Below are 23,506 nucleotides of genomic sequence, written 5' to 3'. Positions count from 1 at the left end.
GAAAGCGCGACCCTTGTGGTAACGCACTAATTATTTGCTATAAATTCTTTTACTGTTTTTGTTATAAAATTGATTTGCTGGTCATCCAACTCTGTATGCATTGGTAAAGAAATCACTTCTTTAACTAGTTGATTTGTAATTGTAAAATCTGCTTCGTTGTAGCGTGCATCTTTATATGCTTTTTGAGCGTGTAATGGGATTGGGTAATAAACTCCACATGGGATTCCGTTATCGTTTAGGTGCTTTGCTAATGCGTCTCTATCCACATTTTTAACCTTTAATGTATATTGATGAAACACGTGACAGTCACATGTATCACAAACACCTTCGCAACCATTTATTGTTTTTGGTATTGTTATTTTTTGGACACCTTTAAATGCTTCGTTATATTTTCTTGCTGCTTCACGTCTTGCTTTATTGTAACTATCTAACAAAGGTAATTTAGCATTTAATACTGCTGCTTGAATAGAATCTAAACGCGAGTTTACACCAACTACATCATGATGGTAACGTTTGTACATTCCGTGATTTACGATTCCTCTTATGATATGTGCTAAATCGTCATCGTTGGTAAAAATTGCTCCTCCATCTCCATAGCATCCTAAATTTTTAGATGGAAAAAAGGAAGTTGATGCTACATGACCTATAGTTCCAGACTTGGCTTTTTTACCATCACTATATGTGTAAGTTGCTCCAATACCTTGCGCATTGTCTTCTATAACATATAAATTATGCTCTTTAGCTATCTCCATAATAGCTTCCATATTGGCACATTGCCCAAACAAATGAACTGGAACGATTGCTTTTGTTTTTGGTGTTATGGCTTTTTTAAGTGCTTCTATATCTATATTAAAATCGTCTGGATTAACATCTACCAATACTGGTGTTAGTTTTAATAATGCAATAACCTCTACAGTTGCAGCAAAGGTAAAATCTGCTGTAATCACCTCGTCTCCTTGCTCTAAACCTAATCCCATCATTGCTATTTGCAAAGCATCTGTACCATTGGCACATGGTATAACATGTTTTACGCCTAAATAATCTTCCAGATTTTTTTGAAACTCATGGACTTTTGGTCCATTTACAAAACTTGCGTTATCAATAATTTCTTGTATAGTAGTATCTACTGTTTCTTTTATTGCTGCATATTGACCTTTAAGATCAACCATTTGAATTTTTTTCATCTACAATTAGGTGTGATTTCTAGATTTAAGAAAATCTGTTAAGATTATATTTATCAAATTTACAAAATTACCAAACGCTAACCAATGAATTGTTTATTTTAGCAAAAACAGATTTAGTGAAACTAATTTATAACATCGCTATACATTTAGCGTCATGGAGTTTAAACGTTTTAAGCTTGTTTAATAGCAAGCTTAAACTTGGTGTTTTAGGTCGTAATGAAACATTTGACAAACTAAATAACACTATCTTAAAAACGGATAAAACGTTATGGTTTCATTGTGCATCTTTAGGCGAATATGAGCAAGGTTTACCTATTTTTAACCAATTAAGAACTGCATATCCTAAGCATAAAATTGTGCTCTCTTTTTTTTCTCCTTCTGGTTATGAAATCAGAAAAAATGCACCATTTGCAGATGTTGTTGTTTATCTACCTTTAGACACTAAAGAAAATGCGAAACGATTTATAAATCTTTTAAATCCAGAGCTTACTGTTTTTGTTAAATATGAAATTTGGCCAAATTATTTAAATGAAGTTAAAGCTAAAGGTTTGAAAGCTATATTAATTTCGGCTGCGTTTAGATTAGACCAATCTTTTTTTAAATGGTATGGAAGCCAAACTAAAAAGGCATTATTTGCTTTTGATCATATTTTTACACAAAACGAAGCTTCAAAAACATTACTTAAAACCATTGGTTACACTAATGTAACAGTTTCTGGCGACACAAGATTTGATCGTGTTTTAAACCAGTTAAAAACAGATAATACTTTAGATTTTATAAATGAATTTAAAGACAATACATTATCTGTAGTTGTTGGTAGTTCTTGGCCAGAAGACGATGCTATCTTAGTGGATTTTATAAACAAATACGAAGAGATTCCTGTTAAATTTATTATTGCACCACATAACATAAAGCCCAAACAAATAGATCATTTAAAATCAAGTTTAACTAAAAAAACTATTTTGTTTTCTGAAAAAGAAAACCAAAATTTAAACCAATTTGAGGTTATAATTATTGATACTATTGGATTGCTAAGTAAAATTTACAGCTATGCTGATATTGCTTATGTTGGAGGTGCAATGGGAACCACTGGATTGCATAATATTTTAGAGCCTGCTGTGTTTGGAGTACCAATTATAATTGGGAAAAACTATAGTAAATTTCCTGAAGCTTTTGATATGATTGCAAATAAAGGTGTTATTTCTGTTACAAACAACGAAGAGTTAACAATAACTTTAAACCGTTTTATTAAGGATGATACTTACCGAAAAACGATTGGAAACAACAACTTTAAATTTGTTAAACAAAACGAAGGTGCAATTGATAAAGTAATTAAATATTTAGAAGATTAAACTCTTAATTTTTCTTCACCACTAAAACATTAAGTACTAAACTGGTTATAATTAATACCATTCCTAAAATGGTGATTATAGTATAATCTTCTGTAAACCAAACCACACCTGCAATCATTGTAAATACGACTTCAATATATTTTAAAGGTGCTACCAATCTGGTTTCTGAAGTCTGTAAAGCTTTAGTCATATAAATCTGTCCAAAATACCCAAAAACACCTAAACTTAATAACCATAACCATTCTATACCTTCTGGTTTAATCCAATAGTTTATGCTCAAAATTCCACTAATAATTAATGATGTTGTCATAAAATAATTAACAATAACCATTGGGTGATCTTGATCTCCTATTTTTCTAATAAGTATAAATACTAAACCTGTAAATAATGCTGAAATTATTACATACAAAAACCCTAAACTATTAATATTTGTATCAAAACCCTTTAGCATTAATACACCACAAAAAGCTGCAATAAAAAACAACCATTGGACAGGTTTTATTCGTTCTTTTAAAATTACCAAAGCAAAAACAGCTGCAAATATTGGCGCTGTATAACGTATGGATACTGCTGTACCAGTTGGTAATAATTTTAATGATGCAAAAAATAATGTCATTGCAATTAAGCCAACTATACTTCTTGCCACTAATAGTCCTACTTTATTACCTTTTATGGAAATTTTATTTTTTATTAAATAAGGATAAGTAAAAAACAAAGACCCTAATGCTCTAAAAAAAACTATTTGATAGACATTAAATTTTCCTAAATATTTAACTCCTATATTTAAAAAAACAAATGCTAATGCGCTAATAATCATAAATTGGATAGCTTTTTTCAATATTTTATTAATTAAAAAAAGACCTTTTGTAATTACAAAAGGTCTTTTATTGTATTACTAAAGTTGTAAAGTTAATTTTTTAATTCAGAAATAATAGATAAAGCATTTTTTGTGTCAGATTTTATTTTTGCTAAATCATAATTACCTTCTGCATTTTTTGCAATTAGTTTAGATCCCATTCCTACACATGTTACACCTGCTTTAAACCAACCTTCAAGATTTTCTCTAGTTGGAGACACTCCACCAGTAGGCATAACGCTTGTCCAAGGTTGAGGACCTCTTATAGCTTTTACAAAATCAGGACCATAAATACCACCTGGGAAAAGTTTTACAACTTCACAACCTAGTTCTTCTGCTCTACATATTTCTGTTAACGATCCACAACCAGGTGACCAAGCTACTTTACGTCTATTACATACTATTGCAATATCTTCTCTTAATACAGGAGTAACAATAAAGTTGGCACCTAAAGCCATAAATCTTGAAGCTGAGGCTGCATCTGTTACAGAACCAACTCCCATAATCATACCTGGCAATTCTTTAAGTACCCATTTGTTTAGTTCGCCAAAAACTTCATGAGCAAAATCTCCTCTTGCTGTAAACTCAAGTAAACGTGCTCCACCATCATAAGTAGCTTTTATTACTTTTTTACTTATCTCTATATCTGAATTATAAAACAAAGGAACCATTCCTGTTTGTTTCATAACATTTGCAACTTCTATTCTTGTATAATTTGCCATAATATTATCTTGCTACTCTACCAGATGCATCACCACCCATTAATTTTTCTACTTCAGCTACTGTTACTAAGTTAGCATCTCCTTTAATTGTATGCTTTAAACATGACGCTGCTACAGCAAAGTCTAATGCATTTTGATCGTCTTCTGGATACTTTAATAATCCGTAAATTAATCCTCCCATAAACGAATCTCCTCCACCAACTCTATCTACAATATCCGTAATTTGGTATTGACGTGTTTCAAACATTTTCTTCCCATCATATAAAACTCCAGCCCAAGTATTATGAGATGCAGAAATTGATCCTCTTAAAGTTGTAATTACCTTTTTAGCTCTTGGAAATTTTTCCATCATTTGCTTACAAACAGATAAGAAAGCTTCAGCTTTTACATCATGTCCATGCTTATGTACATCTAAACCTTCTGGGTGGATCCCAAAATGCTTTTCAGCATCTTCTTCATTACCTAAAATAATATCACAATATGATGTTATTTCTGTCATTATTTTTTCTCTATGTGCTTCGTCACAAAAAGTCCAAAGTTTTGCTCTATAATTTAAATCTGTAGAAATAGTCACACCCATTTCACTAGCAACTTTAACAGCTTCTAAACATGCATCAGCTGCTCCTTGAGAAATTGCAGGTGTAATACCTGTCCAATGAAACCATGCCACGTCTTTAAATACTGCTTTCCAATCTACCATTCCTGGTTTGATTTCAGAAATTGCAGAATGTGCTCTATCATATACTACTTTAGACCCTCTACTTACTGCTCCAGTTTCTAAAAAGTAGATACCTAAACGGTCTCCACCATAAATAATATTATCTACTCCTACACCTCTTTTACGCATTTCCATCATTGCACATGCACCAATATCATTTTTAGGTAAACGTGTAACAAAATCTACAGGTACACCATAGTTTGCTAATGATACTGCTACGTTAGACTCTCCTCCTCCATAAATGACATCAAAGCTTGAAGCTTGAGAAAATCTTAAAAATTGTTGTGGAGCTAATCTTAACATGATTTCTCCAAAAGTGACTACTTTTTTCATTGTATTTTTTTAATTAGTTATAGTTTGCTTAAACGTTTAACCATCTATTAAAAAAAGAAACCAAAATATAACTATTTTGATTTCATCATTATAAATGATACTTTTGCTTAAACGTTTAAGCAAATATATAAAAACTAGGTGAATAAAAAAAGAACAACAATAAAAGACATTGCAAATGTTTTAAATATTTCACCTGCTGCTGTATCAAAAGCACTTCATAATAATTCACGTATAAGCGATAAAACAAAAGCAGCTGTTAGACGTGTTGCAAAAGAGCTTAACTATCAACCAAACCATCTAGCCAGTGCTTTACGTAGCGGAAAAAGCAACTTAGTGGGTGTTATTGTACCTAGAACAAATAGTAATTTCTTTTCTTCTGTTATTCAAAACATAGAAGAAGTTTTAAATAAAGAAGGATATAGTATTATTATTACTCAATCAAACGAGTCTTTTAAAAAAGAATGTAACAATATTGACACACTGTTGTTTACTCAAGTTGATGGTATAATTGCCTCTATGGCTAATGAAACTGTAGACTTATCTCACTTTGAAAAAGTAAAATCTAAAGGTATTCCATTAATATTATTTGATCGTGGAGAAAATGATTTAAATGTAGACTATATTGGTATTGATGATTATGAAAGTAGTCATATGATTGTTGAACATTTAATATCTAAAGGTTGCATACGTATTGCACATATTGGAGGTTATAGACGTACTAGAATCTTTAATAACAGAATTAGAGGTTATATAGATGCTATACATAAACATAACCTACCACATGATGATCATTTATTGATTGAAAGTAGTTTAACACTAGAAGATGGAAGATTAAAAATGAAAAAACTATTAGCTTTAGAGAACCCTCCAGATGCTGTTTACGTTGCAAGTGATAATGCTGCTTTGGGTGCGCTACAAGTTTTAAATGAAAGCAATATAAATGTCCCAAAAGACATTTGCTTAGTTGGTTTTGGTAATGAACCGTTTACATCATTAGTTACACCAACTATAACAAGTATAAATCAGCATAGTGAGCAAATAGGAAAATTAGCAGCACAAACTTTTTTAGAACGTGTTAAAATGGACACAGTAAAACAATCGCTAAATAAAATTATTTTAAAGGCAGAATTAATTGAGCGTCAGTCTTCAAAATAATTTAACTATCTGTTAAATCGTCCCGAAGTATTTCCTTTTAAAATATTCATTACTTCATCTACATTTGAAAAATTAACGTCACCTTCATATGTATGCTTTAACGCAGAAGCTGCAGCTCCAAACTCCATCGCTTTATAGTCGTCAAAGTTTTGTAAACCATAAATTAATCCAGCTGCAAAAGCATCACCAGTACCAATCCTATCTACAATATGAGTAATGTCTAAATCTTCAGTTTCTCTAAATTCACTACCATTCCACATTCTAGATCGTATTTTATGCCAAGACGCATTAATTAGCGTTCTAATTTTATCAAATGTTTTTTTTATTGAAGGAAATTTTTCAATTATTTGTTGACTAGCTTCAATAAAGTCTTCGTTTGAATACTTAAAATCGGTTCCTAAAATTTCATTCATTTCATTAATACCTCCAATAAAGATAGTACAATATTGTAATAAGTCAGAAAGTGTTTCTTTAGGTTGTGCACCATATTTCCATAAACCACTTCTGTAAGTTGGATCCACAGACACTTCAATTCCTTTTTTTTGGGCTAACTTCAAACCTTCTTTTAATGTAAGATAACCTCCTTGACAAAGAGCAGGCGTAATACCTGTCCAATGGAACCATGTACATTTTTTTAATGATTTTTGCCAATTAACCATTTCTGGTTGTATTTCAGAAAAAGCTGAATGAGATCTATTATACGAGATAGAGCTTGGACGCATGACTGCACCAACCTCAAGAAAATAAACACCTAAGGGACGTTTAGATCGCACTATACTTGATGTGCTTACACCAAATTTTCTTAAATAAGACTTTGCTGTATCACCTATAAAATCATCAGAAATTGATGAAACATGCTTGACTTTTCCGCCAAAATTTGCAATAGAAATAGCAACATTAACCTCAGTGCCTCCAAAATAAAACTCCAAACGATTAATTGCATAAATTTTTTATTTCCTAAAGGGGAAAGTCTCATTAATACTTCTCCAAATGTTACTGTCTGGTTCATAGTTGGTAGCTTTTAAATTAAATTTACAAAAAAAGCCTTTCTTTTAAAAGAAAGGCTTTTAATATTTATTGAAATATGCTCTTAAATACCTAAAGCTTGACCACCACCAATTTGGATAGTTTCAGCTGTAATAAATGAAGCATCTTTACTTGCTAAGAAAGAAATTACACCAGCAACATCTTCTGGTTGACCTAATCTTCCTAACATAATATTATTAGCCCAAGAAGCAAAAACCTCTGGTTTTGTTGCCTTTATTTGTGCATGAAATGGTGTGTCAATAGTACCTGGTGATACTGCATTAGCTCTAATACCATATTCTGCTAAATCTTTAGCTAAAGCTCTTGTTATTGCATGTACACCAGCTTTTGATGTTCCGTAGATACCTGCTCCAGGTTCACCAGCTGTCCATCCTGCATTTGATGTATAGTTGATTATTGAAGGGTGCTCTCCTTTTTTAAGGAAAGGGATTGCTGCTCTAGATGCAAAAAATACTGAATCTAAGTTTAATGCCATTACAAATCTGTAAAAGTCAGTAGTCATTTCTTCAAATCTAGAACGTCCACCTAAACCACCTGCATTATTTACAAGTACATCTATTTTACCGTATTTTTCACCAATTTTAGTAATGTTTGAAGTTACTGCTTCTTCATTAGTAACATCAAATCCATAATATTCAGCTGTTATTCCTTCAGAAGTAAGTTGCTCTACTCTTTTAGCTCCTTCATCATCTTGAATACCATTTAAAACTACGGTATATCCATCTTTACCTAATCTTTTAGCTACTTCAAATCCAATTCCTCCTGTTGCTCCTGTTACAACAGCTACTTTTCCGTTATTTTTACTCATCTTAATATATTCTAATTTAAATTTATTTTTGTTTTAACTTATAGGTTTTAAAGGTTCAATTTTTGGGCATAAAATCCAAACAGCAAGTAAAGCTATTATTGTTAATGCACCACCAATTAAAAATGCAGGAGTATAATTACCTCCTGTAGTAATAAATGTAACTAAAATTGTTAAACCAGCTGCTCCTAATTTTGCTGCCATACCAGCAAAACCTGATAGAGTTCCTACAATTTTACCACTATACATGTCACTTGGTAATGTTTGAACATTTCCAATTGCTGTTTGAAAACCAAATAATAATATAGCCATAATTACAATTGCAATTAATGCTGCAGTATTTCGAGCCTTATTAATTTCTGATAAAGACGCTAGAGCAGCAATTCCAGAATCTGAAGGTGGTCCATATTTTGGCAATAAACGCTCTACTTTTGTAGCATCTGTTTTTGGTGTTTTCCAAACAGCAGATTCATATGCTTTCTTAAATTCAGAATTAGATTTAATTTCATTAATGCTTTTTCCAGCAATATTTTCAATAAAAGCTTTATCCGTTTTTAAATCTTTAAATGCATCATTATCCATTATCTTTTTAACTTGTGGATCAGCCATTGTTATTGCAGCAGATTGTTCAACTCCAAAAATCCCTAAAACTTGTGGTGCATCAGGGAATTTTAATAGAATAAAACATGGAATCATTATTATACACCCTAAAGTAATAACATACTTACGTGTCATATCTACAGTCCACCCAGAATTTAACTTCTTTTGAGCTAGTAAACCACCATACCATGCACCAATCATTGCTCCTACGTAAGGAACCCAAACTGAAAATGCAATTTCTTTTACATTCATACCAAATACCTCAGATAAATATATTGGTATCCATACTATAAATAGCCACCAAATAGGGTCAATAGCTGCTGAAGCTATTATTACACCCCAACTTTCCTTTCGTTTTAACAATTCACCATTACTAGGGTTATAACCATCATCATAATTACTATCTTCATCAAGATCCTGATTTTGTTGTCCCGATAAAATGTATTTTTTTTCATCATTTGATAACCAAGGATGAGTCTTAGGTCCAGATTTTACGATATATAACCAAGGTATTAACCATAATAAACCCAGTATACCTACAACTATAAATATTGCTTTCCACTCAAAGTAAATAGAAAGTAATCCGATTATTGGATAGGCAACAATACCACCTAATGCAGCACCTGAATTAAATATACCTTGAGCCAACGCCTTTATTTAGTTGAGAACCATTCTGCATTAGCTTTAGCTGCTCCTGGCCTATTTCCTGCTTCTGCGATTCCTAATATTTAAATATTGAGAAACTTAGTATTCCTTGTGCTAAAGCGTGAAACATTGTTGCTATAGACCATACATCGTAGATTTAACTGGCATAGAAGACTTTACTGCATTAACATTTTTAAACTGTAGTAACAATAACATTGGCATTATTGATGTTCGATTTTTATATTGAGAAGCATAATTTATTAATAGAATATGATGGACATCAACACACAACTTTTCCTAATGCTTACCACAAAACAGAATCTGAGTTTGAATTATGCAAAATAAGAGATCATAAAAAAACAAATATGCTAAAAGCAATTTCAATTTACTTAGAATACCAGAACTAAAAAAAATTCTTTTAAAAAGATAATTGATTAAGCAATTAGTGATATTGATAAAGGGAACATTATTTATGAAATAGCAGGAACAGGTTTAGAAGTATAGTTTTTCATTTTCAAAAAAAAGTTCTATTCGCTTACTCCAAGAACCCATTTTTGAAACGCTCACAAGAAAAGTGCATTTCTGCCAAGAAAAGCAAAAAATACACTTCACTTGTTATTGCCTTTTCTCTAAAAAACCAAGCTTATCTCTTTCAACTTCGCAAAATCCTCACTAAGTCGTTACACTTCCTTAGCTCACATCTTTACTTGTTTCATTTCGCTAACTTGCTTTTGATAATCCATAAGCAAAAATTATTATATTTGTATTATGGCAACACTACCAAATTTAACAGTAGAGCAATTGGCTCAAGCATTTAAGGAACTACCAGTAAATAAGAAAATGAAACTTCTTAATTTACTTCCTGAAGAATGGTTTGAATCTAAAGACCATAAACTTACAAGTCAGCAAAAAAAAGCATTAGATCAAGCTACCAAAAAAGAAGCTGAAGGAAAATCTGTTTTTCATTCCTGGTCCGATGTCGAAAATTATGTAAGAGGTCGCAATAATGCCTAAATTTATTGTTTTTTTTTGAAGAAGATGCTAAAATTGACATAGCAAATTCTTTTGATTGGTATAGTAATATCTCAACAATCATATCTGATAATTTTTTAATCGAAATTAAGAGAATTATTATCTATTTAGAAGAAAACCCACTCCAATTTAAAATTGTTTACAAAGAGTTTAGACAAAGTCCTCTAAAGAAATATCCATTTGTATTATTATACAAAATAGATAAAAAACAAGTTAAAGTATATAGAGTGTTTGCAACGAAGAAGAATCCAAAAAAGCGTTTTAAGTAAAGTAATTAAAACCAACTTATCTAATTCAACTATGCAAAATCCTCACTAGGTCGTTACACTTTCCTTAGCTCACATCTTTGCTTGTTTCATTTCGCTAACTTGGTTAAAAACTAAAAAACATCTAACTGTCAGTAAATTTGACAGCATAAAATTAAAAAAACCTTGAAAATCAAATGATTAACAAGGTTTTTAGTACTGAAGACGGGACTTGAACCCGTACGTCCTAATGGACATTGGATTTTAAGTCCAACGTGTCTACCAATTCCACCACTTCAGCATCTTGGTATATTTTAATAAAAATATCTCAGAGCGAAAGACGAGATTTGAACTCGCGACCCCCACCTTGGCAAGGTGATGCTCTACCCCTGAGCTACTTTCGCAGTCTTTAAATGAACGAGCAACACTATGATTGCGGATGCAAATTTAAGATATTTATGTAAATTGCAAAGACTTTTTTAAAAAATAATTAAATTATTTTATACTTGCTTCTTTTTCACTAACATACGTTTAATTTCATTAAGCTTCATAAGGGCTTCAACTGGTGTTAACGTGTCAATATCGATATGTAAAATCTCTTCTTTTATATTTTCTAGCAAGGGGTCATCTAAATTAAAGAAGCTTAATTGCATGTCATCTTGTATAGATTTTACTTTATCTGTTAATTCTTCACTTGAATGACTTTTTTCTAATTTTTTCAAAATCTGATTGGCTCTACGCAGTACTTGTTGAGGCATTCCTGCCATTTTTGCTACATGGATACCAAAACTATGTTCGCTACCTCCTTCAACTAACTTGCGCAGAAATAAGACATTATCTTTCAATTCTTTTACAGAGACATTAAAGTTTTTAATACGTTCAAAGGTCTCTGTCATTTCATTTAACTCATGATAATGCGTTGCAAACAACGTTTTAGGTTTTGCTGGATGCTCATGCAAATATTCACTAATTGCCCAAGCAATAGAGATTCCGTCATACGTACTGGTTCCTCTTCCTATTTCATCTAACAATACTAAACTTCTGTCTGATATATTATTTAAGATGGATGCAGTTTCATTCATCTCTACCATAAAAGTAGATTCACCCATCGATATGTTATCACTTGCGCCAACACGTGTAAATATTTTATCTACCATACCTATTCTAGCTTCTTTTGCAGGCACAAAACTGCCTATTTGAGCCAGCAGCACGATTAAAGCTGTTTGGCGTAAAATAGCCGACTTACCAGACATGTTTGGTCCAGTAATCATTATTATTTGCTGTGTTTCTCTATCTAAAAAAACATTGTTTGCTATATAAGGCTCACCAATTGGCAATTGCTTTTCAATTACTGGATGACGTCCATCAACAATGTCTAAATCGTACGAGTCATCCAAAGTTGGATACACATAATTATTATCTGAAGCCAATTGCGCAAAACCACATAAGCAATCTATTTTAGCTATTAAATACGCATTTTGCTGTACAGGTTTTATATATTGGTTCATCCACAGTACTAAATCTGCAAACAATTTTTGCTCGATTGCCATAATACGCTCTTCAGCACCTAAAATTTTAGCTTCGTATTCTTTAAGTTCTTCAGTAATATATCGTTCTGCGTTTACTAAAGTTTGTTTACGAATCCATTCTTCCGGAACTTTATCTTTATGTGTATTTCTTACTTCAATATAATACCCAAAAACGTTATTAGAAGCTATTTTAAGCGACGTAATTCCTGTACGCTCACTTTCGCGATGTAACATTTTGTCTAAATAGTCTTTCCCTGAGGTTGACAATGCTCTAAGCTCATCTAATTCTGCAGAAAATCCGGCAGCTATTGAGCTTCCTTTTAATATATTTACAGGTGCTTCTTCGTTTAAAGTTTCTTTAATTTTTTCGCGAAGCACATTACAACTTTGTAAATTATCGCCAATTACTTTTAATGAATCGTTATCGCAGTTAGACGCTAATCCTTTAATAGGGATTATTGCTTCTAAAGAATTTTTAAGTTGAATAACCTCTCGTGGGCTTACCTTTTGAGTCGCTGTTTTAGAGATTAATCGCTCTAAATCTCCTATTAATTTTATATGATGCTGAATCTTATCCAACACAATACCATCTGTCTTTAAGTAAGATACGACTTCATGACGTTGCTTGATTTGATCAATTTGCTTTAATGGCAATGCTAACCAACGCTTTAAAAGACGTCCTCCCATTGGAGAAATAGTCTTATCAATAATATTTAATAACGTGATAGCATTGTTATTGGTCGAATTGTATAGCTCTAAGTTTCGGATGGTAAAACGGTCCATCCAAACATAATCGTCTTCAGCTATACGCGAAATGGAAGAAATATGTTCTAATTTGTTATGTTGCGTTTCGGCTAAATAATGAAGTATAGAACCAGATGCGATAACACCTTCATTTAAATCTTCTATCCCAAACCCTTTTAAAGACTTGGTGTCAAAATGTTTTAATAAGGTTTCGTTAGCATAATCTGGTTGGTAGACCCAATCTTCTAAATTAAAGGTATGAAAATCGGCTCCGAAATATTCTGTAAATGTATTACGTTTTGGTTTTGCTACTAAAACTTCGCTTGGGTTAAAATTTTGAAGTAATTTATCAATGTATTCTTGATTTCCTTGAGAGGTTAAAAACTCACCTGTAGAAATATCTAAAAATGAAATCCCAATATGTACTTTTCCAAAATAAACGGAACACAAAAAGTTATTTGTTTTTGACTGTAACACTTCATCATTTAAAGCAACTCCTGGAGTTACTAACTCTGTAACACCTCTTTTTACAATAGATTTAGTCTGTTTTGGATCTTCAAGTTGATCGCAAATAGCAACACGCTCTCCTGCTTTTACTAATTTTGGCAAATAGGTGTTTATAGAATGATGCGGAAAACCAGCTAACTCAATTTCGCTTTCACTTCCTGCTCCTCTTTTAGTTAAGGTAATACCTAAAATACCTGCAGATTTTATAGCATCCTCACCAAAGGTTTCATAAAAATCTCCAACTCTAAATAGTAATAATGCGTCAGGATACTTTGCCTTAATAGCATTGTACTGCTTCATTAACGGAGTGACTTTTTTACTTTTTGTTGCCAAAGGATATACGTTTTTAGTAAGTTTGCAATGTAACTAAATATTGATTTTTACAGAAACCAAATTGATTTAAGTTATTGATAATTATTCACAATTTTTTAAGGATGTGGATTCCTGCTTTCGCAGGAATGACAATAAAACTATTTAATGAGAAAACTAAAAAATAGCGAACTAGATAGACTTAGCATTGACGACTTTAAAACTGCAAAAAAGACACCAATTATTATTGTTTTGGACAATATTAGAAGTCTAAATAACATTGGAAGTGTTTTTAGGACTAGTGATGCGTTTTTAATTGAAAAAATTTATTTATGCGGTATTACTGCTACACCACCACACAAAGATATCCATAAAACTGCTTTAGGAAGTACAGACACTGTTGCTTGGGAATATTTTGAAAACACTATTAATTTGGTTGAAAAACTAAAATCTGAAAACGTTACTATTTGTTCTATAGAACAAGCCGAAAACGCAACAATGCTTGATGATTTTAAAATTGTAACCAATCAAAAATATGCTTTAGTTTTTGGTAACGAAGTTAAAGGTGTTGCACAAGACGTGGTAAACGCAAGTGATGTTGTTATAGAAATCCCTCAGTTTGGAACCAAACATTCTCTTAATATTAGCGTAAGTTGTGGTGTTGTTGTTTGGGATTTGTTTAGTAAGTTGAAGGCTTTATAACAAAAAAACAATTATTTAATAGGTACCCAAATTTCCTCTTCTACTTCAGGGTTTGATGGATGATAATCATCCGGAAGCTTTTCAAAGTGTGGTCTATTGTCCAATTTGTATTCTGAATTTGGCAACCACTTGGTATGTATATATTGCCAAGCTTCTAAAAACCCTTCAGGTTTTCCTTTATAATTAAAAACTGCATAGTTACCAGCTTTTATCGTTAAAGTTTCTAACCCTTCAGGAATAGTTTTAAAACTAGACACTTCTACTCCAACCCATTTTTCATACACTGTGCTTGGTGTCATTTGACTTAAATCAAATGCATCATAAACTTGGATTGAAAATTTTTCTGTCCCAACACGATTTAAAATCTGGTTACGCTTTGGCATAAACTGTCTAGCCAAATTACCAGTACCTTGCGCATTGGTCATAAAAGATAAATTATCTTTTAAACCAACAATTAATATTTTTTTAGATTTTATAATATTAGGCTTCATTACATATTTGATTTAAAAGCCATAAATAGTCAGCTCTATTTTTTACAAAATCTCTGTCAGAGATATCAATAATTTTGACATTAAACTCGGTTTGACTTTTCAAAAAGTCTAAATATCCTGTATTAATTTTTTCTAAATAATCGTCTTCAATTTCGCTTTCATACTTACGTCCGCGTTTTTTTATATTTGCTTGCAAACGCTTTGTGTTTTGATATAAATAGACATACAAATCGGGTTTTGCAATGTCTTTATACATTAAATAAAACAACTTTCTGTACAACTTAAACTCGTCTGGTTGCAACGTGATTTTTGAAAAAATCAACGATTTAAACACGTCATAATCGCTAACAATAAAGTCTTTAAATAAATCTAGTTGACCTAAATCGTCTGTGATTTGCTGATAACGATCCGCCAGAAAAGACATCTCTAAAGTAAACGCATAACGTTGTGGCTCTTTATAAAATTTTGGTAAAAACGGATTGTCCGCAAAACGCTCTAACACAAGTTTGGCATTAAAATCTTGAGAAATTTGTGTTGCCAAACTTGTTTTTCCTGCTCCAATATTACCTTCAATAGCAATATAATTATGGGTAGAAAAATTAAATAGTTTACTTGGGTTTTTTAGCCAAATCTTAATGGGTTCTAAAACACTTTTGTCTTTACATTCTTCTAACAAAACTTCTACAGTTTTATTAAAAATTGGGTGCTTAATTTTTGCAGCAATTGCCAGAAGTGGCTCTAACACAAAGCGACGTTTATGCGCTTCGGGATGTGGAATAACCAAGTTTTTTTCGTCTAGCTGTTCTTCATCATAAAAAATAATATCTAAATCTATTATTCTAGACTCATAACCTACTGTTTGCTTTGGTGTACGTCCTAAGTTTTTTTCGATTTGCAATAATTTACTCAACACTTTTTTAGGTTTAAGTGTTGTTTTAACTGCAATACATGTGTTTAAAAAGTCGTCACCATCAAAACCTACAGCTTTGCTTTGGTATACTTTTGCAATAGCAATGACGTTACCAATTTGCGTAAATATAGCATCTATAGCGTTTTGTAAGTTTTTAAACTTATCGCCTTTATTACTTCCTAATGCTATGTATACGGTTTTTTGGTCAGTCATAAATTATTAGAATTTATTTAGCTTTTTTGTGCTAAATAAGTTCTTTGACAAAATAACTAAAAGAAATTCACTTAGTTCTTATCTTTATCAAATCTGTTAATAAGTTTTTATGACGTTAAAAGACAAATTACTGGCTCAAAAAATATACTTACTGCTTGGTGCACTTTTTATAACCTCCTTAGTGGTATCTAATCTTATATTTCAGAAATTTTTTTACTGGTATCCCTTTAATATCGAAATATTTGGCGCTAAGCTTTTTGAAATTTCTGTAGGTATTTTACCCTATCCAATTACCTTTTTAATTACAGATTTAATTAGTGAAATTTATGGCAAAAAACGTGCTAATCAAATTGTTATAGCTGGAATATTTGCTTCTATATTCTCACTTTTAATTGTCTATACTGCAAATGCAGTATCTGCCACCAGCTGGTCTCCAGTTAATGATGGTTTATTTACAACTGTATTTGGCAACACCATTATTGCTGTTTTTGCCAGCATGATGGCTTACCTTTTAGCACAATTAGTAGACATACAGATTTATCATTTTTGGAAGCGCTTAACCAAGGGAAAACACTTATGGCTACGCAACAATTTTTCGACCTTTTTATCTCAGTTTGTGGACACATTTTCTGTACTGTTTTTATTATGCTCATTTGGAGAAATTGCTTGGGATAAATTTTACGGATTACTAATTAGTGGCTTTATATTTAAAGTACTAATTGCACTTTTAGACACACCTTTTTTATATTTAGGTGTCTATATTTTCAGAAAACGATTTAATTTGAAAGTCAACGAAGAAATCCAGATGCTTTAGTAAAAATACAAATGCTAAACTTATATTAAATACTTTTGTTAGCACAACTTTTTGTTTAGTTTAAACGTAGTTAGATTAGAAAACAAAATACATGAAGAAAAAACTTAAAATTATAGGAATAACACTATTAATACTACTTGCTCTTTTAATTGCAAGTCCTTTTATATTTCAAAGCCAAATCAAAGATATGGTTAGAAATTATATTAACAAAAACGTCAATGCTAAAGTCACTTTTGACGATGTTAATCTTAGTTTTTTAAGCAGTTTTCCACAAGCTAATGTTACTTTAGATAATTTGATTATTACAAATTTTGCACCTTTTGAAAATGATACGCTAGCAAAAATAAAACAGGTCTCTTTAGACATGTCTATAAAAGAACTATTTAAAAAAGCTGATCAAGACCCTATAATTGTAAACACTGTTAATATTGACGAAGCTTTGGTTAATTTAAAAACTAACAAAAATGGTGACGCCAATTGGAATATTACAAAAGAAAAAGCAACAACTACAACAAATAACACAACAAGCAGTGGATTTAGCTTTGACATAGAAGATTACAGTATTAGCAATAGTGCCTTTAATTATTTAGATGAAGCAGCCAATACTGTATTTAATATTTCTAATTTAAATCATACAGGTAAAGGAGTATTCTCTGGAGAGACCTCTCAATTAGATACTAACACAAAAGCTAACGTTACTTTAAGTCTAGATAATACTGAGTATTTAAGCAACAACTTAATAAAGCTTGATGCTTTAATAGACTTAGATTTGCCAAATAGCACTTACACTTTTAAAGAAAACAAAGCTTACATTAACGACTTACCATTACAGTTTAAAGGTTACTTTAAACAATTAGAAAACGCTCAAGAAGTTGACATCTCTTTTGAAAATCCAGGGTCTTCTTTTAAAGACTTTTTAGCAGTTATACCAAAAACATATGCAAAAAATTTAGATAATGTAGACACTTCTGGAAACTTTAAAGTTAACGGAATTATAAAAGGTCAAATTACAGAAACAAAAATCCCAACATTAGACATAAACATATTATCTAATAATGCGTCTTTTAAATTTGCAGACTTACCAAAACGTGTAGAAAATATTAGTATAAACGCACAAGTAAAAAACAAAACAGGTATTACAGATGACACTTATGTAGAATTAAAAACACTTAATTTTAAAATTGATCAAGATGAGTTTAAAAGTAGTGCAACCTTAAAAAACCTAACCAAAAACATGCTAGTTGATGCACATGTAGATGGTGTTTTAAATTTAGGAAACCTTACAAAAGCCTATCCAATAGAACTTAAAAACGAACTAAGAGGGGTTTTAAAAGCCAAGCTAAATACTAATTTTGATATGAATGCTATCGAGACTAATGCATACGATCGTATTAAAAATAACGGTACCATGAACGTGACAGACTTTGTGTTTTCTTCCACAGATATTGTTAATCCAATTAATATATCTTCTGCATCAGTAAATTTTAATCCAGAAACGGTTACGTTAGATAATTTTATTGCTATTACAGGAAAAACAGATTTAAACGCAACAGGAACTATCAATAATTTATTAGGCTTTTTATTAAGCGACAAAAAATTAAAAGGAAATTTTAAAGTAAGCTCAAACTCCTTTTTAGTTAGTGATTTTATGGTCGAAGGTGGATCTGACGCACCAATTAACCAAAGTACAGAACCTGCAACATCACTTAAAATTCCTGCATTTTTAGATTGTGGCATTACAGCAGACGCAAAAACCGTTTACTATGACAATTTAATACTAAAAGATGTTAAAGGAAATTTAAAAATAGCAGACGAAAAAGCACAACTTACTAATGTAACATCAAGCATATTTGAAGGCGATTTAAGCATGTCTGGACTAGTAGACACAAAAACTGCTAAACCCACTTTTAATATGACATTAGGCGCAAACGATTTTGATATCTCAAAGTCTTTTCAAGATTTGGATTTGCTTCAAAAACTAGCTCCAATAGCAAAAGTACTTCAAGGTAAATTAAATAGTACTATTTCTTTATCAGGTACTTTAGGCGACGATTTTACACCACTTTTAAATAGTGTTTCTGGTGACGCTTTTGCGGAATTACTGACTAGTCAAATTCAGCCTAAAAACGAACAATTATTCTCATTATTAGAAAACAAACTAAGCTTTATAGATTTTAGCAAATTGGATTTAAAAGATTTAAAAACCAAGCTTTCTTTTAATAATGGACAAGTAACTGTCAAGCCTTTTGATGTTAAGTATAATGATATTAAGATGACTATTAGTGGATCACACACCTTTAGTAATACTATGAATTATCAAGCAAAAATGGAAGTTCCCGCAAAATATTTAGGAAGTGATATTAATGCGTTAATCAACAAAATTAATGATCCAACAGTAAATTCTATTAGCATACCAGTAACCGCAACTATAACCGGAAACACTTTACAGCCACAAGTGCAAACAGATTTAACAAGCGGAATTAAAAACTTAACAACCCAATTAATTGAAATACAGAAACAGAAACTAATTAATGAAGGTAAAGACAAATTAAATGATGTAATTGGTGATGTTTTAGGAGGAAATGGTACAACTCAAGATAGTACAAAAACAAATACTGGAGTAATAGTTAAAGACGTTTTAGGAGATATTTTAAACGGAAATAACACACCAAAGGATAATACACAAACAGATTCTATTAAAACAAAAGATCCTGTAAAAGATATTTTAGGAGGTATTTTTGGAAGTAATAAGAAAAAAGAAGACTAAATTTTAACAAAAATTAGTCGTTTACAAGCCTTTTTTTGATGAAATTTAAAGATTTTACGCTAATACGTAAAAATAAATGTTAAATATTAGGATTTATCAATAATAATGTTACATTGTAGGAATAATTTAAAACAATACTGGACTGAATGAGGCAATTAAAAATTACCAAGCAAGTTACCAACCGCGAATCTAAATCACTTGATAAATACCTACAAGACATAAGCAAACTTCCAATGGTCACAGCCGAAGAGGAAGTTGAATTAGCTCAAAAAATAAGGGAAGGTTGTCAAAAATCTTTAGATTTATTAACAACTGCTAACTTAAGATTTGTAGTTTCTGTTGCAAAACAATACCAAAACCAAGGATTAACTTTACCTGATTTAATTAATGAAGGTAATGCTGGTTTAGTAAAAGCAGCAAAGCGTTTTGACGAGACAAGAGGATTTAAATTTATATCATACGCAGTTTGGTGGATAAGACAAGCTATTTTATCTGCTTTAGCAGAACAATCTAGAATTGTTAGATTACCATTAAACAAAATTGGATCTATAAATAAAATAAGAAAAGTAACTTCTCATCTAGAGCAGATTAATCAAAGACCACCTAGTGCGTCAGAAATTGCAAAAGAATTGGACTTAACTATTAGTGATGTTAAGCAATCTATGAAAATTTCTAGTAGACACGTCTCTATGGATGCGCCTTTAAAAGAAGGTGAAGATTATAGCTTATATGATTTAGTTAGCTCTAACGATTCTCCTAATCCTGATACAAATTTAATGCGTGAGTCTTTAAACACAGAGATTGACAGAGCATTAGAAACATTAACGCCTAGAGAAAGTGATGTAATTAGACTTAATTTTGGATTAAGTGATCAACCAGCCATGACTTTAGATGAAATTGGTAGAACTTTTGACTTAACACGTGAGCGTGTAAGACAAATTAGAGAAAAAGGGATTAGACGTTTACGTCAAACATCAAAAAGTAAAATATTAAAAACGTATTTAGGTTAAAATAAATGCAATTAAAAGTAAAAAAGTGTAATATTAATTTGAATTATACTTTTATTTAATTGATATTTGCATCCTATTAAAAATTAAGATATGTTAAGAATTGAAATAAAAGAAGGAGAAAACATAGAACGTGCACTAAAACGTTACAAGCGTAAGCACAGAAATGTAAAAGTAATGCAAAATTTAAGAGAGAAGCAATACTTTACAAAACCTTCTGTAAAAAATAGACGTCAAGTACAAAAAGCCACTTATATTCAAGGTTTAAGAGACGCTGAAAATATATAAGTAACTTTTTAAGTTATATAAATAAACCACGCATTTTTAAATGTCGTGGTTTTTTTGTTGGCTCTAAAAATTTAAGAATTTAACAGCTCCTTTTCCATTTAATAAACTTTCCATCACTTCTGGATTAGCATTAGTGTAAAATTGAAAACTAGGTTTAGCTGTTGATGTATTTAATATTTTATTATCTTCCAATACAGTTTTTGTTTGTCTAGCAACAGCTTCACCAGAATCTATAATTTTTACATGTTTAGGTAGCACTTCTAATAATTGCGGAATAAGGTATGGATAATGCGTACAACCTAAAACTAGATAATCTACATTAGCTTTAATCATTGGGCTTAAATAATTGATTAACAACCCCTTCATTTGAGGTGAATTGATATTACCATTTTCAATTAACTGCACAATACCTTCGCCTTCTTGCTCTATAATTTTAATTCCGTTACTGTATAATTGTGATGTATTATAAAACAATTCACTACTTAACGTGCCCTTAGTTGCTAAAATACCAATTGCTTTAGTTTGAGTTTGTAAAGCAGCAGGTTTTATAGCAGGCTCAATACCTATAAATGGGACATCATATTTTTTACGTAAATGTGATATAGCATTAGTTGTAGCAGTATTACAAGCCACTACAATAAGCTTACAGTTTTGATTAAGTAAATACTCTGTATTTTTTTCAGAAAGCGCTATAATCGCTTCTTTCCCTTTTGGACCATAAGGTGCGTTAATGCTATCTGCTAAGTATATAGTGTTTTCATTTGGCAAAAGCTTGTGTATGGCTTTCCATATGGAAGTACCACCAACACCAGAATCAAAAACACCTATAAATTGTTTACTCATATTTTTACATAAAAAAAGCTGTCTAAAGTTAGACAGCTTAATTTTAATTTGAAAGGAATTTTGATTAAAATCCTAATTCTTTTTGTACATCTGCTAATAAGTCTTTTCCTTCTGCCATAATTACTCCTGATTGAGGAGAAGAATCTAACACATAGTTAAAACCTTGGGCTTTTGCTACTTTTAAGATTGCAGCTTTAGCTTTATCTGTAATAGGCTTTAATAAATCTAATTCTTTTTTCTGTAATTGTGTTTGAGCATCTGCTTGAAATTGTCTAATACTTTGTTGCATTCCTGCTAACTCTTCACCACGCTTTTGGTTTTCTTCGTTAGTTTTAGTTGCAGCTTCACCTTCGTATTGTTTTGCTTTTGTTTGGTATTCTTTTACCATATCTTGTATATCTGCTTCAAAAGTTTTACCTGTATTTTCCATTTCTGTTTGCGCTCTTTTCATTTCTGGCATAGAGGCTACAAGATCTGTAGTATTAATGTGTGCTACTTTTGTTTGAGCATTAGTAAAACTGGTAGCTCCAATAAATAATGCTGCAGCAAATAAAAGTGTTTTGATTTGTTTCATTTTAAAATAGTATTTGTGTGTTATAAATTATTTGTATTTGTCTTAGTTATCTTCGTCTTCTCCGCTCTTGTTTTCGTCTTTAGCTTTCTTACGATCCTCTAAGATTTTTTGTTTTTTAGCTTCAAGTTCTTTTTTCCTTGCTTCTCTTTCTGCTAATTTTTTTTGTCTTCTCTCTTCTAAAATTTCTTCTCTTGTTTTAGGAGCCTCTTCTTGTTTAGCGCCTTCTTTTTCATCAAAAGAAACTGGTGTCTCATCATCCTCACTACCTTTATTTCTTTCTTTTAATTTTTCTTCTCTTGCTTTAGCACGATCTTCTAATATTTTAGCTCTTCTATCTGCAGCTTCTTTTTTCTTAGCTTCTCTTGTATCTAAAATTTCTTTTTTTCTTGCTTCTGCTGCTGCTGCTCTAGCTGCATTTTTTTCGTCTAATGCTTTTTGACGCGCTTCTTGCTCTTCATTAATCTCTACTATTACATCTTCTCCTTTAGCATTTTTACGTTCTGCCTTGTTCTTAGCTTGATTACGCTTTGAAGCTCTAGATATTGTTCTAATAATCTGCTCGCTCATATCAAAGCGTTCTGCCGAATACAACATAACCACATCTGCTGATTTATCAAAAACAAAATCATATTTTTTTGCTTTAGCAATGTCTTGAACTGCTTGAAAAATTTGATCTTGAACAGGTTGCATTAATTGCCTTTTCTGAATCATTAAATCTCCTTGTGGTCCAAAGCGTTTTTGTTGGTAATCCAGAATTTCCTTTTCCTCAAAGACGATGTCTTCTTCTCTTTCTTCAATTAACTCTTTAGTTAATAAAGCTTTTTCGTTATTAAGTGCTTCGCGCTTTAACTTAACTTCATTAAGTTTACCTTCTATCTCTTTCTTCCATTTTTGGACTTTACTTTCTAGTTGACTAGTCGCTTCTGTATATTCTGGAATGTTTTCTAAAATATATTCTGTGTCTATGTAACCAATTCTAACTCCACGTTGGGCATTAGCTGTAAAGCCTGCTGCAAGCATCACCAATACAATAAGAACTTTTAATTTCATTTTGGAATTGTTTTATTATTTCTTGATTATAAACTCAATTTAATGATAAACATTGTTTTGTTGA

General features: G+C 31.3%; 22 protein-coding genes and 2 tRNA genes. 9 read left to right on the top strand and 15 right to left on the bottom strand.

Annotated features, from left to right (window positions below):
- Window positions 1-26: 26 nt before the first annotated feature.
- Entirely contained in the window at window positions 27-1,184 is a 1,158-nt protein-coding gene (locus SJY17_RS07105; RefSeq protein ID WP_397364806.1) for a DegT/DnrJ/EryC1/StrS family aminotransferase, read from the bottom strand.
- Between the two features lie 116 nt (window positions 1,185-1,300).
- On the opposite strand from SJY17_RS07105, the gene SJY17_RS07100 reads away from it, so the two are divergent.
- Window positions 1,301-2,536: a 3-deoxy-D-manno-octulosonic acid transferase gene (locus SJY17_RS07100; RefSeq protein ID WP_397364805.1), complete on the top strand. Its 1,236-nt coding sequence runs from the start codon at window positions 1,301-1,303 to the stop codon at window positions 2,534-2,536.
- 4 nt (window positions 2,537-2,540) lie between these two features.
- Here the strand turns inward: SJY17_RS07100 and SJY17_RS07095 are convergent, their stop codons facing one another.
- From SJY17_RS07095 to SJY17_RS07085, 3 genes are all read right to left on the bottom strand, one after another.
- Entirely contained in the window at window positions 2,541-3,374 is an 834-nt protein-coding gene (locus SJY17_RS07095) for a DMT family transporter (protein WP_397364804.1), read from the bottom strand.
- Window positions 3,375-3,445: 71 nt separating this feature from the next.
- On the bottom strand, window positions 3,446-4,114 hold the full coding sequence (locus SJY17_RS07090) for a bifunctional 4-hydroxy-2-oxoglutarate aldolase/2-dehydro-3-deoxy-phosphogluconate aldolase (protein ID WP_397364803.1): 669 nt from the start codon (window positions 4,112-4,114) through the stop codon (window positions 3,446-3,448).
- 4 nt (window positions 4,115-4,118) lie between these two features.
- Window positions 4,119-5,165 (bottom strand): PfkB family carbohydrate kinase, encoded by a 1,047-nt coding sequence (locus SJY17_RS07085; RefSeq protein WP_397364802.1) that lies wholly within the window; start codon window positions 5,163-5,165, stop codon window positions 4,119-4,121.
- 138 nt (window positions 5,166-5,303) lie between these two features.
- Between SJY17_RS07085 and SJY17_RS07080 the strand changes: the two genes are divergently transcribed.
- The gene (locus tag SJY17_RS07080; protein WP_397364801.1) at window positions 5,304-6,320 is read left to right on the top strand and encodes a LacI family DNA-binding transcriptional regulator; all 1,017 of its coding nucleotides are present in this window, start codon (window positions 5,304-5,306) and stop codon (window positions 6,318-6,320) included.
- 5 nt (window positions 6,321-6,325) lie between these two features.
- On the opposite strand, the gene SJY17_RS07075 is transcribed toward SJY17_RS07080, so the two are convergent.
- The 3 genes from SJY17_RS07075 to SJY17_RS07065 all read right to left on the bottom strand — a co-directional run bounded on the left by SJY17_RS07075 (window position 6,326) and on the right by SJY17_RS07065 (window position 9,420).
- On the bottom strand, window positions 6,326-7,249 hold the full coding sequence (locus SJY17_RS07075; RefSeq protein WP_397364800.1) for a sugar kinase: 924 nt from the start codon (window positions 7,247-7,249) through the stop codon (window positions 6,326-6,328).
- 161 nt (window positions 7,250-7,410) lie between these two features.
- A complete protein-coding gene (locus SJY17_RS07070) occupies window positions 7,411-8,175 on the bottom strand; it encodes an SDR family NAD(P)-dependent oxidoreductase (protein WP_397364799.1) in 765 nt (254 codons plus the stop codon).
- A gap of 33 nt (window positions 8,176-8,208) precedes the next feature.
- Window positions 8,209-9,420, bottom strand: a complete 1,212-nt coding sequence (locus SJY17_RS07065) for an MFS transporter (RefSeq protein ID WP_397364798.1) — start codon at window positions 9,418-9,420, stop codon at window positions 8,209-8,211.
- Between the two features lie 224 nt (window positions 9,421-9,644).
- On the opposite strand from SJY17_RS07065, the gene SJY17_RS07060 reads away from it, so the two are divergent.
- Entirely contained in the window at window positions 9,645-9,824 is a 180-nt protein-coding gene (locus SJY17_RS07060; RefSeq protein ID WP_397364797.1) for a hypothetical protein, read from the top strand.
- Window positions 9,825-10,185: 361 nt separating this feature from the next.
- Window positions 10,186-10,431, top strand: a complete 246-nt coding sequence (locus SJY17_RS07055) for a hypothetical protein (protein WP_397364796.1) — start codon at window positions 10,186-10,188, stop codon at window positions 10,429-10,431.
- Between the two features lie 480 nt (window positions 10,432-10,911).
- Here SJY17_RS07055 and SJY17_RS07050 read toward each other — a convergent pair.
- The 3 genes from SJY17_RS07050 to mutS form a co-directional block, all read right to left on the bottom strand.
- Window positions 10,912-10,995: transfer RNA gene (locus SJY17_RS07050), tRNA-Leu, on the bottom strand.
- 31 nt (window positions 10,996-11,026) lie between these two features.
- Window positions 11,027-11,098: transfer RNA gene (locus SJY17_RS07045), tRNA-Gly, on the bottom strand.
- Window positions 11,099-11,194: 96 nt separating this feature from the next.
- Window positions 11,195-13,807 (bottom strand): DNA mismatch repair protein MutS, encoded by a 2,613-nt coding sequence (gene mutS / locus SJY17_RS07040; protein ID WP_397364795.1) that lies wholly within the window; start codon window positions 13,805-13,807, stop codon window positions 11,195-11,197.
- Between the two features lie 144 nt (window positions 13,808-13,951).
- Here mutS and SJY17_RS07035 point away from each other — a divergent pair, with 144 nt between their 5' ends.
- Entirely contained in the window at window positions 13,952-14,485 is a 534-nt protein-coding gene (locus SJY17_RS07035) for an RNA methyltransferase (RefSeq protein WP_397364794.1), read from the top strand.
- An 11-nt stretch (window positions 14,486-14,496) separates the two neighbouring features.
- On the opposite strand, the gene SJY17_RS07030 is transcribed toward SJY17_RS07035, so the two are convergent.
- Both SJY17_RS07030 and folK read right to left on the bottom strand, forming a co-directional pair.
- Complete coding sequence (locus SJY17_RS07030) at window positions 14,497-14,976, bottom strand: GyrI-like domain-containing protein (protein ID WP_397364793.1); 480 nt, start codon at window positions 14,974-14,976, stop codon at window positions 14,497-14,499.
- Window positions 14,966-16,099: a 2-amino-4-hydroxy-6-hydroxymethyldihydropteridine diphosphokinase gene (gene folK, locus SJY17_RS07025; protein ID WP_397364792.1), complete on the bottom strand. Its 1,134-nt coding sequence runs from the start codon at window positions 16,097-16,099 to the stop codon at window positions 14,966-14,968. The genes SJY17_RS07030 and folK overlap by 11 nt, the downstream gene beginning before the upstream one ends.
- Before the next feature lie 109 nt (window positions 16,100-16,208).
- Here folK and SJY17_RS07020 point away from each other — a divergent pair, with 109 nt between their 5' ends.
- The 4 genes from SJY17_RS07020 to rpsU all read left to right on the top strand — a co-directional run bounded on the left by SJY17_RS07020 (window position 16,209) and on the right by rpsU (window position 20,975).
- On the top strand, window positions 16,209-16,913 hold the full coding sequence (locus SJY17_RS07020; RefSeq protein ID WP_397364791.1) for a queuosine precursor transporter: 705 nt from the start codon (window positions 16,209-16,211) through the stop codon (window positions 16,911-16,913).
- A 91-nt stretch (window positions 16,914-17,004) separates the two neighbouring features.
- Window positions 17,005-19,680, top strand: a complete 2,676-nt coding sequence (locus SJY17_RS07015; RefSeq protein WP_397364790.1) for an AsmA-like C-terminal region-containing protein — start codon at window positions 17,005-17,007, stop codon at window positions 19,678-19,680.
- 146 nt (window positions 19,681-19,826) lie between these two features.
- Window positions 19,827-20,690, top strand: coding sequence for an RNA polymerase sigma factor RpoD/SigA (locus SJY17_RS07010; protein ID WP_397364789.1), 864 nt, complete (start codon window positions 19,827-19,829; stop codon window positions 20,688-20,690).
- A 90-nt stretch (window positions 20,691-20,780) separates the two neighbouring features.
- Window positions 20,781-20,975 carry a 30S ribosomal protein S21 gene (gene rpsU, locus SJY17_RS07005; protein WP_397364788.1) on the top strand — a complete coding sequence of 65 codons (195 nt, stop codon included), beginning with the start codon at window positions 20,781-20,783 and terminating at the stop codon, window positions 20,973-20,975.
- A gap of 63 nt (window positions 20,976-21,038) precedes the next feature.
- Here the strand turns inward: rpsU and murI are convergent, their stop codons facing one another.
- The 3 genes from murI to SJY17_RS06990 form a co-directional block, all read right to left on the bottom strand.
- Window positions 21,039-21,818, bottom strand: a complete 780-nt coding sequence (murI, locus tag SJY17_RS07000) for a glutamate racemase (protein WP_397364787.1) — start codon at window positions 21,816-21,818, stop codon at window positions 21,039-21,041.
- 64 nt (window positions 21,819-21,882) lie between these two features.
- Entirely contained in the window at window positions 21,883-22,392 is a 510-nt protein-coding gene (locus SJY17_RS06995) for an OmpH family outer membrane protein (protein WP_397364786.1), read from the bottom strand.
- 42 nt (window positions 22,393-22,434) lie between these two features.
- Complete coding sequence (locus SJY17_RS06990; protein ID WP_397364785.1) at window positions 22,435-23,442, bottom strand: OmpH family outer membrane protein; 1,008 nt, start codon at window positions 23,440-23,442, stop codon at window positions 22,435-22,437.
- Window positions 23,443-23,506: the final 64 nt, after the last annotated feature.

The organism is Olleya sp. R77988 (assembly GCF_044594215.1).
Classification (GTDB): domain Bacteria; phylum Bacteroidota; class Bacteroidia; order Flavobacteriales; family Flavobacteriaceae; genus Olleya.
Note: the sequence above shows the minus strand (reverse complement) of the source record. Positions and strands in the feature narration are given on the sequence as shown.

Excerpts from the sequence above, each read along its gene's own strand:
- SJY17_RS07030 (WP_397364793.1), bottom strand. The coding sequence starts at position 14,976 with ATGAAGCCTAATATTATAAAATCTAAAAAAATATTAATTGTTGGTTTA.
- SJY17_RS07105 (WP_397364806.1), bottom strand. The coding sequence starts at position 1,184 with ATGAAAAAAATTCAAATGGTTGATCTTAAAGGTCAATATGCAGCAATA.
- SJY17_RS07085 (WP_397364802.1), bottom strand. The coding sequence starts at position 5,165 with ATGAAAAAAGTAGTCACTTTTGGAGAAATCATGTTAAGATTAGCTCCA.
- SJY17_RS07015 (WP_397364790.1), top strand. The coding sequence starts at position 17,005 with ATGAAGAAAAAACTTAAAATTATAGGAATAACACTATTAATACTACTT.
- folK (WP_397364792.1), bottom strand. The coding sequence starts at position 16,099 with ATGACTGACCAAAAAACCGTATACATAGCATTAGGAAGTAATAAAGGC.
- SJY17_RS06990 (WP_397364785.1), bottom strand. The coding sequence starts at position 23,442 with ATGAAATTAAAAGTTCTTATTGTATTGGTGATGCTTGCAGCAGGCTTT.
- SJY17_RS07060 (WP_397364797.1), top strand. The coding sequence starts at position 9,645 with ATGTTCGATTTTTATATTGAGAAGCATAATTTATTAATAGAATATGAT.
- rpsU (WP_397364788.1), top strand. The coding sequence starts at position 20,781 with ATGTTAAGAATTGAAATAAAAGAAGGAGAAAACATAGAACGTGCACTA.
- SJY17_RS07020 (WP_397364791.1), top strand. The coding sequence starts at position 16,209 with ATGACGTTAAAAGACAAATTACTGGCTCAAAAAATATACTTACTGCTT.
- SJY17_RS06995 (WP_397364786.1), bottom strand. The coding sequence starts at position 22,392 with ATGAAACAAATCAAAACACTTTTATTTGCTGCAGCATTATTTATTGGA.
- SJY17_RS07010 (WP_397364789.1), top strand. The coding sequence starts at position 19,827 with ATGAGGCAATTAAAAATTACCAAGCAAGTTACCAACCGCGAATCTAAA.
- SJY17_RS07090 (WP_397364803.1), bottom strand. The coding sequence starts at position 4,114 with ATGGCAAATTATACAAGAATAGAAGTTGCAAATGTTATGAAACAAACA.
- SJY17_RS07035 (WP_397364794.1), top strand. The coding sequence starts at position 13,952 with ATGAGAAAACTAAAAAATAGCGAACTAGATAGACTTAGCATTGACGAC.
- SJY17_RS07055 (WP_397364796.1), top strand. The coding sequence starts at position 10,186 with ATGGCAACACTACCAAATTTAACAGTAGAGCAATTGGCTCAAGCATTT.
- murI (WP_397364787.1), bottom strand. The coding sequence starts at position 21,818 with ATGAGTAAACAATTTATAGGTGTTTTTGATTCTGGTGTTGGTGGTACT.
- SJY17_RS07070 (WP_397364799.1), bottom strand. The coding sequence starts at position 8,175 with ATGAGTAAAAATAACGGAAAAGTAGCTGTTGTAACAGGAGCAACAGGA.